The organism is Empedobacter sp. UBA7620 (genome assembly GCF_002484185.1).
In the GTDB taxonomy this organism is placed as follows: Bacteria; Bacteroidota; Bacteroidia; order Flavobacteriales; family Weeksellaceae; genus Empedobacter; species Empedobacter falsenii_C.
This window is the reverse complement of the sequence record NZ_DLJI01000051.1, coordinates 22,563-31,496: the sequence shown is the minus strand read 5'-3', so window position 1 is coordinate 31,496 and position 8,934 is coordinate 22,563. Positions and strand designations below refer to the sequence as shown.

At 33.0% G+C, this 8,934-nt stretch carries 4 protein-coding genes; all 4 read right to left on the bottom strand.

Going from position 1 to position 8,934, the window contains the following annotated elements; genetic code table 11:
- A partial coding sequence (locus tag B2217_RS12970) for a RagB/SusD family nutrient uptake outer membrane protein (protein ID WP_291122762.1) occupies positions 1 to 729 on the bottom strand: 729 nt, incomplete at its 3' end.
- Positions 730 to 747: 18 nt separating this feature from the next.
- Positions 748 to 3,981 (bottom strand): SusC/RagA family TonB-linked outer membrane protein, encoded by a 3,234-nt coding sequence (locus tag B2217_RS12965; RefSeq protein WP_291122760.1) that lies wholly within the window; start codon positions 3,979 to 3,981, stop codon positions 748 to 750.
- A gap of 200 nt (positions 3,982 to 4,181) precedes the next feature.
- Positions 4,182 to 5,792: a RagB/SusD family nutrient uptake outer membrane protein gene (locus B2217_RS12960; RefSeq protein ID WP_180906627.1), complete on the bottom strand. Its 1,611-nt coding sequence runs from the start codon at positions 5,790 to 5,792 to the stop codon at positions 4,182 to 4,184.
- A 12-nt stretch (positions 5,793 to 5,804) separates the two neighbouring features.
- Positions 5,805 to 8,885 carry a SusC/RagA family TonB-linked outer membrane protein gene (locus tag B2217_RS12955; protein WP_180906628.1) on the bottom strand — a complete coding sequence of 1,027 codons (3,081 nt, stop codon included), beginning with the start codon at positions 8,883 to 8,885 and terminating at the stop codon, positions 5,805 to 5,807.
- Positions 8,886 to 8,934 lie beyond the last annotated feature (49 nt).

Genomic DNA, 8,934 nt, shown 5'->3' with positions numbered 1-8,934 from the left:
CGGTTGTCTTCTTAGTGAATATCCAGCTCTAGCAAGTGCAATACGAGCACGTAAGCCTTTCACAAAAGCTTTTGTGATACGTGTTGTAGGATCTCCAGATTCGGCTCTCCAAGGAATAACTTTTGAAGCAGTTTCTAAATCATTTAATAAAACTTCATACACTTCATCACGATCAGTTTTCGGAAGGAAAATATGTTCGTATTGAGAAGATGGTTTATCTTGAAATGGAACATCTCCAAAGTTTCGGATTAATTCGTAATAATATTGTGCTCTTAACGTCAATGCTTCTCCGTAATATCTGTCCATTAACTTTTTGTCGCTATCACTTCCAGATTTGTAGACATCAGAAGTTGGAATATTATAAATTAGTAAATTTGCTCTTTCAATTCCTGTGTATAATTGACGGAAAGGTTTGTCTAATTCTGGATTTGTAGGACAAGCATTGTACATACTAATTCCACGACGATCGTTACAATTGTAATCACCAGATGTTTTAAAATCATCAGCAGCTTGTCCAATGATAGAAGAAATTCTGTTACCGTAACCATTGTCACCAGCCAATTGATTATATACGCCAACCAAAGCGGAGTAGGTATAACTTGCATCGTTGTAAACTTCTATTTCGGAAGTGTTGGAAGGGCTACTAACATCCAAATAATCATCACATGATGTTGTTGTTAATAAAACGATGCTAACGCCTAATATTTTTATAAATGTTTTTGTTTTCATTTTTGATGTGTTTTGAGATTAGAAAGTAACATTAATACCTGTTAAGAAAAATCTGCTTCGTGGATAGGCAGCATAATCAACTCCAGGAGTTAAAGGACTTGTACGTCTTGTATTTGCTTCAGGATCATAACCCGAATAACCAGTAATTGTAAATAAATTATTGATTGTAGCGTAGATTCTTACTTTACTAATAAATTTCGTTTTTGCTAACATATCTTCTGGTAAAGAATACCCAACTGTAACGTTGCTTAATCTTAAATAAGATCCATCTTCGATGGCATAAGAATGTAAAATATAGTTTCCAGAAGGAGGTGACCAAAATGTAGCATTTGCGTTTAAAGCTTCTAATTGTGTAGGATCTGTTACTCGATTTCCGTTGTCGTCAAAATTTCTCCAAGCTCCAGCAACAGCTTTTAACATATTATTGTCGCGGTATAAATATTGTGTTGTAAATTCAACTTTATTGGCATTGTAAACTTTATTACCAACAGAATAAGTGAAGAACATACTTAGATCGATGTTTTTCCATTGAAATTGTTGATTAAATCCACCATAGAATTTTGCTTGCGCATTTCCTAAAACAGTTTTATCATTATCATCGATTTTTCCATCATTATTCAAATCTTTTAATTTTAAATCTCCAGGACGTACATCTTTTGAACCTAATGCAGCAGCAGAAGTACTTGCAACACCAGCTTTTAATGTATATTTTTGAGTTGAAGCGTTATAATCGAAATCGCTCACTTTGTACCATCCGTCTGTTACATAACCATAGAATTGTCCAATAGGTTTACCAACTTCAACTTTGAAATCTTGCAAATTATTTACCCATCCAGATGATTGATAATAGTATTGTAGACCATCACCAGTTACATCTTTACCTAAAGATTTGATAACATTTTGATTATGAGAAATATTGAAGTTTACATTCCATTTAAAGTTTTTAGATTTCGCAATATCAGCACCTATTGTAAATTCAATTCCTTTGTTTTCCGTTTCACCAGAGTTTTGATATTGGTATTCGTATCCGCCTGTTTGAGGTATTTTAGCTAATAATAATAAGTCTTTTGTATTTGTAATATAAGCATCGATACTACCATAAACACGTTTATTGAATAAAGTATAATCTAATCCAATGTTTTTAGAAATTGTTTTTTCCCATTTCGCACCCGAATTTGCCAACCTTTCATTAGGTGCTAAACCTGGAACTACAGCATTATCAAATGAATATCCCCAGTTACTTGAACTACTGAAGAATGTTGAATATAAGAATGGCTCGATGCGGTTATTACCCGAAGTACCATAGCTTAAACGTAATTTTAATTCGTCAATCCAAGAAGAATCTTTTAAGAAATTTTCTCTTGCAACATTCCAAGCAAATGAAGCAGAAGGGAATGTAGCATAGCGATTATCAGGAGAGAAAACACTCGATCCGTCTGATCTGACAGAAAGCGTTAACATATATTTTTTATTGAACGAATAATTAACTTGCCCAAAAAACGAAGCCAATCGATCTACATTTACTGATGTCGAAACTGGATCTTGAACCATTCCTGCTGGAGGAACCGCACTTTGCAAATTAGAAAATGCTTGATTAGCCGAAATATTTTTTGGTAACCATTTGATATATGTTCTTGATGTTTCTCCGTCTGTTTTTACAATTTCTTGTCCAATCATCACATCTAATTTATGATTAGAACCTAATTTTGGTGAATATTGTAGTGTATTTGAATTAGAGATTCTTCTTGTTTGACTTGCGCGTAGATCAACCACAGGAAGATTAGCATTTGCCATTGCGACACTTGTGATATTTCCATAAAAACTATTGTCATTACGATCTGTTTGTACATAACCAAAAACAGATTTGAAGGTTAATCCTTTGACAATTTGCCAAGACAAATAACCATTCATCAAAAGGTTTTGTCTTTCGTCTTCTCTTACTTCATTATTCGCCAACAAAACAGGACTTGTAAGGTTTGTTTGTGCGTAATAATCTGGATCGAAGAAGTCTACGTATGACTCGTTTCCTGGAGCAGCAAAAGGTTGATATCTCACTGAATTACGAAGTCTGTTATTTGATTGAGAACCTGTATTTGATGTACCAGCTCCCATGATTTTATCTTTACTATATCTAAAACTAACGCCAGTTTTTACTTTGTCGCTGATTTTATGATTTAATTTGAAGTTTGCTAAATTTCTTTTGTAACCAGAATTTAGCATAATTCCATCTTCGTTGATGTGATTTAAATTTAAACTGAAATCAGTCGATTTATTTCCTCCTACAAGTGAAACGTTATGATTTTGAGAAAAAGCTTTTCTTCCAAAAACTTCTTCTTGCCAATCTCTCGCTTCCATACTTTTATAGATGTCAATATCGCTAAAATCCCCATATCTTTTTCTGAAAGAATTTGCTAATTGTTCATCATTATTAATATTATACAATTCATACTGATAACGTACAAATTCATATGGAGTCATTACTTCTAACTTATTCTGAATTTCTCTAAATCCAGTGTAATTAGAATAAGTGACTTGTGTAGGCATGTTGAAACCACTTTTTGTCGTAATAAGTACAACACCATTTGCACCACGCGCACCATAAATTGCAGTAGAAGCAGCATCTTTTAGAACATCAATACTTGCAATCTCTTGTGGAGATAAAATAGATAAAGCATTTTCTACTTGTATTCCATCTACGATATATAGAGGGCTGTTGTCTTGTGTAATCGATGTACCTCCGCGAACTTTAATTGTAACATCAGCTCCTGGCGCACCTTCGGACATACTAACTTGTACACCAGCCAATCGACCTTGTATAGCTTCAGCAGCAGAGTTTACCGCCATATCTTTTATTTGATCAGCATTTACACTTGCCACAGAACCTGTTAATTCATCACGTCTTACAGTTGTATATCCAATTACAACAACTTCATTTAGATTTTGTTGCTCTGCTGCAACAAGATCTTTCAGTTTTATATCGATTATTCCTTTTTTATTGACAGGAATAGTCTGTATTTCATAGCCATCATAGGTAATGGTTAAAGTCGAGTTATCTGGAACAACAATTTCATAAAATCCATTTTCATCTGTAATTGTTTCATATGTTGTCCCATCTACATAAATATCAACTCCATTAAGAGGTGAATTATTTATAGATGATTTAACCGTTCCGGAAACTTTTATTTCTTCCTGCGCAAAACTCGCAATTGGTAGAAGCAAAAGCGTGAATAACTTAATTTTAGAGATCCTCATATGTGTGGTTTTGTGTTTCTTCTGTTGAACTAAATAATTTTTAGCGTAATCGATTACATTATTAAATATAAAGGTGTATAGAAAACACTAAAGTAAAATTATTATTATTAATAATAAAATAAAAATTATAAAAATAATTTGTTATTGATAAAATGATGCTCTTTTTTGTAAAAGAACATCATTATTTTACGGATATAGTATTAATATGCCGGATTTTGTTTGAAATTTGAATTTTGATTTAAGTCAATTGCAGCCTGAGGAATAGGTCTTAGTATTTTAAGTTGACCATTATTTCCATTAAAATTAGATTGTTTAATCAAGAAATTATATTTTGAAGCACGTTCAACTAATTTTCCTGTACGTTTTAAATCAAACCAACGGTTATATTCACCTAACATTTCTCTCGCTCTTTCATCTAAAATAAAATCAATATTCATGTTTGATGCAGTTACATTTTGTACACCAGCTCGCTTACGAACTTCATTGATTCGTTGTAATGCTGTAGATATATTTCCTGCTTTTAGATATGCTTCGGAAGCAATAAGATAAGTATCGGCCAATCTTGAAAGAATAATGTCTCTCGTGTTTGTAAATTTTCCAAATGGAGCTTTTGGATCATCAAATTTCTTTACAGGAATCGTTTGATAATCAAAATTAGGATTGCTTTCTGCAGCATAAGTTCCATAACTATGATATTCTACACCTGGATTTTTTGCAATATAGTTTGCCTTATATGTATCATTTTTTGCAAACCACTTAGGTTCGTAATAATGCTTTACAGTTAAAGTTGAATGATCGCTTACATCAAAATAATCAAAATAACGATCATATACTTCACCCATAAAAGTTGCGTTCCAACGTGTGTCATCTTGAGTGTATAAATCAAGTGCAAACTGAGTAGGGCATAAGCTATATGTACGATAAGGAGCTTTACCTGCAACTTCTGATCCACCATGATATGGTCCAAAATAACTACTTTGTGCATGACCTAAATTAAAAGGATCTGTACTTGTTGAAGCTGCGCTGTATTGAACAGAAAAAATAGTTTCTGCATTGATTTCGTTGCCAGGTTTCCACAATTGTTCGAACGAAAGTGAAAGAGCTTGCCCAGCAATAACGTTATCTGCATATTGAGCTGCTGTTGTAAAATCATCATTTGTTCCAAAAGTTTCGTAACCGCGTGTTAAGTGAACTAATGCTAATAAATGCTGAACAGCTTTTGTATTAACATGCCCATTGTAAGCCGTATTTCCAACTAATTTTAATGACTCTTCTAATTCTTTGATAATAAATTGATAAACGTCTTTTGAAGAAGTTCTATCAAAACTTAATTGTGGTGTATTAATATATTCTGTAACCAAACTTACATCTCCATAGGTTTGTACCAACAAGAAATAGGCGTTTGCTCTTAGGTATTTTAATTCTCCAATTTGCTTGTTTAAGTTAGAAGAAGCTGCTGTTTTATCTGAATAATACAATGCCATATTTGCAGCTTGAATAGCCGTATAGCAATTTTTATAAAGATGATCTACTCCTTCTGACGAAGCATTAAGTTCTGTGTATTGACTTAAACCTGGTGGTTCAGCTGTTCTTCCTCTTGCATATAAATCTGTTCCTGCGACAAAAAGCCAAGGCTCTTTTCCATAAATATTTTTTAATTGAGCATAATTTGCATTAACCAATGAAGTAAATCCTTCTGCGGTTGTATAGTATTGTTCTGCAGCTACGTTAGAAAGGTTTTCTTCTTCTAAAAAATCACTGCAAGAATATGTTGTGCTTAAAGCTAGTAATAATATAACGATTTTTTTCATCTTTAAAACTTCTTAAAATTTAACATTTAATCCCAATTGATAAGTAACAGAACTTACGCGTCCAATTCCAAAATTTGCTGTAGCCCACTCAGGATCATAACCATTATAGTCGGTGAAAACGAATGGATTAATTACATTAGCATAAACTCTTAGAGAATTGAATAATCCAATTTTAGATAAAGTATTTTTGTCAAATGTGTATCCTAAGGCGATATTTTTCACCTTCACAAAAGAAGCATCTCTATAATAGCCAACTTTATTGTTTTTCCAATAAGTACCTTCATTATATGGTTGCGGAGCGGTATTAGAGAATTGAGCAGGTAATCCAGCGTCATTTGTTGGAACAAACCAGTCCATATCAATTTTAGATCGACCTCTGTCATACACGTTTGTAAAGTTTTCGTGGAAAGGAGAATATGCTAAAACACCTTGATTTGTAATTAAAGAAGCAGACAAATCAAATTGTCCAACTTTTAACGTTGTGAAAATACTTCCTGACCAATCCGGATCTGATGATCCCAAAATAACGCGGTCATCAACCGTTATTTTTCCATCTCCATTAATGTCTTTTACTTTTGCTTGACCAACTGTTTGACCATATTTCTTCGCCTCAGCTTCTTGATCTGGTTGCCAAACGCCATCAAACACATAATTGTAATACGAATGAATAGATTCTCCAATGAATAAATTGTTTCCAATATCATCCACTGTGTTTTGACCATATATTGATTTGATTTTGTTGACATTTTTAGAGAATGTAAATGTCGTTTCCCAACTTACTTTTTTAGTTTGGATAATTTTTGCTGTTAATGCAACTTCAACCCCTTTATTACTTACAGATCCGATGTTTCCATTAATATATGTCCATCCTGTTTCGTAAGGTAATTGTTGTTTCATTAACAAGTAATCTGATAATTTATCATAAATATCAATCGATCCTGTAATTCTGTTTTTAAAGAATCCGTAATCTAATCCAACGTTAAATTCTCTTGTTTTTTCCCATGTTAAGTAAGGATTTGCGATTTTTCCTGGTAACCAACCATTTGCTACAGTTCCATTAAAATCATAATAATATTGATCGGTTAATAAATTTGTTGTAGAATATGGCTCAATAATATTATTACCTGTATAACCCCAACTTGCTCTTAATTTTAATTCTGATACAACTTTGCTTGCTTTTAAAAACTCTTCGTTATTAATTTTCCAAGCTACGGCAGCAGAAGGGAAGCTTTCCCATTGATTTCCTTTCGAAAGAATAGAAGATCCATCCCAACGAATAGAGAAAGTAAATAAGTATTTGTCTAATAAAGAGTAATTTGCGCGTAAGGCATATGAACTCAAAGCTTGTTTGATATAATCGGAACCAATATTATACGTTTCTTGCGTTCCTGATCCTATATTGTGATAACCAGTTTCAAAAGGAATATTTCTAGAGCTTTGGAATGAAGATTCATATCTACTTTCGTAAATACTTTGTAAAGCTAGAATATTGAATTTGTGTATATCATTAATCTCAAAATTTGCATTAACCTGGTTATCCCATGTATAATTAAATCTCTCAGATTTATTAATTGCTGCAGAAGACAAATTGTTATTACTTGCTCCAACAGATGTCAAAGCACCCCACGATTCACCTTTTCTTCTTGTGTCATAGTTTGCAGAATAGGTTGTTTTTAAAGATAACCAATCTAATGGACGATATTCGAAAAAGAAATTCCCGATACCATTCCATCTTCTAGTTTCATTTACTGTATTTTTAATCTCTAAAAGAGGATTATAAGTAGATGTTTTATCGATGATAAATGCACCTTGTTGATTAGTTAATTTTCCTGGTAAAGCAGCTAATTCAGTACTTTCGTATTGATAAGGATTCAAGAATGGATTTAATCTGAAAGCCTCTTGCATAGCGATATCAGAACCATCTTGTTGTTCTGTTAATGCGACATTAAGATTAATTCCAACCGAAAATTTATCATTGATTCTATGATCAACACCAATATTTACAGAGTATTTATCTAAAGCTTCATTTTGTAAATTTCCTTTCTCTTTTTGAGCACCTAATCCAATATTATAGCCCATTCCGTTCTCTGAACGTCCAGATAAATTAACATAATTATTTTGCGTCATTCCAGTTCTAAGTACAGCATCAAACCAATCAAAGGTTTCATTTGCATTTACACGTCTCAAAAGCTCTGTATTTCTGGTACCAACAACTGCATTGTATAATGTTTGAGCAGACACTTGTCCAGTTGCCTGATCTTTTCCTGCCGTTGCCAAATAAGCGGATTGATGATAATACCACCATTTACTTCCGTCCATCATTTTAGGTAAACGAGCCACATCTTTTACTCCATAATAGGTATCATAAGAAACAGTGAATCTTCCTTTTGCATTCGATCCATTTTTAGTCGTTACAATTACAACACCATTCGATCCGCGTGAACCATAAATTGCAGTGGATGAAGCGTCTTTTAAAATATCAATTCGCGCAATATCTTGAGGATTTAAAAAATCTATATCAGAAGTAGGAACTCCATCTACAACAAAAAGAGGCTTAGAATCTGCGTTCATAGAATTGTTCCCTCTAATCACAATATCAAAACCATCCCCAATTCTACCTGTAGAAGTAGAAATCTGTACACCAGGCACATTTCCTTGCATCGCTTCCATAGGATTAGTCATACTTCTTTCAGTCAGTTTAGAAGCATCAATAACTCCAACAGAGCCAGTTAAATCTGATTTTCGTGCTTTTCCATATCCAATTACAACAACTTCTTCTAACTGTTTGTTTTCATTTTCTAATGGATTTAAAGAAAAATCAAAACTTTCTGTAGACTTAATAGGAATCTCAATTTGCTGATATCCGTCGTAAAGTATTGTAAGCGTAGCATCTTCTGGAACTTCAATTTCGTAGTATCCATTTTCATCTGTATATGCTTCTAAATCGGTTCCTTCTACAAAAACTTCTACTCCTGCCAAAGGTGTTTTTCCGTCAGTTGATTTTATTATTCCGGAAACAACCTTATTCTCCTGAGCAAAAGCTGCTATAGGTAAGAGTAAAAGGGCAAATAATGATATTTTAGACTTCTTCATAAAGTGTTAATTTTGTGCTTTTTAGTTAATTCATTATTAAATATATTTA

Bases quoted from the DNA above. Each gene is read 5' to 3' on its own strand.
- B2217_RS12965 (WP_291122760.1), bottom strand. From the start codon at position 3,981: ATGAGGATCTCTAAAATTAAGTTATTCACGCTTTTGCTTCTACCAATT.
- B2217_RS12960 (WP_180906627.1), bottom strand. From the start codon at position 5,792: ATGAAAAAAATCGTTATATTATTACTAGCTTTAAGCACAACATATTCT.
- B2217_RS12955 (WP_180906628.1), bottom strand. From the start codon at position 8,885: ATGAAGAAGTCTAAAATATCATTATTTGCCCTTTTACTCTTACCTATA.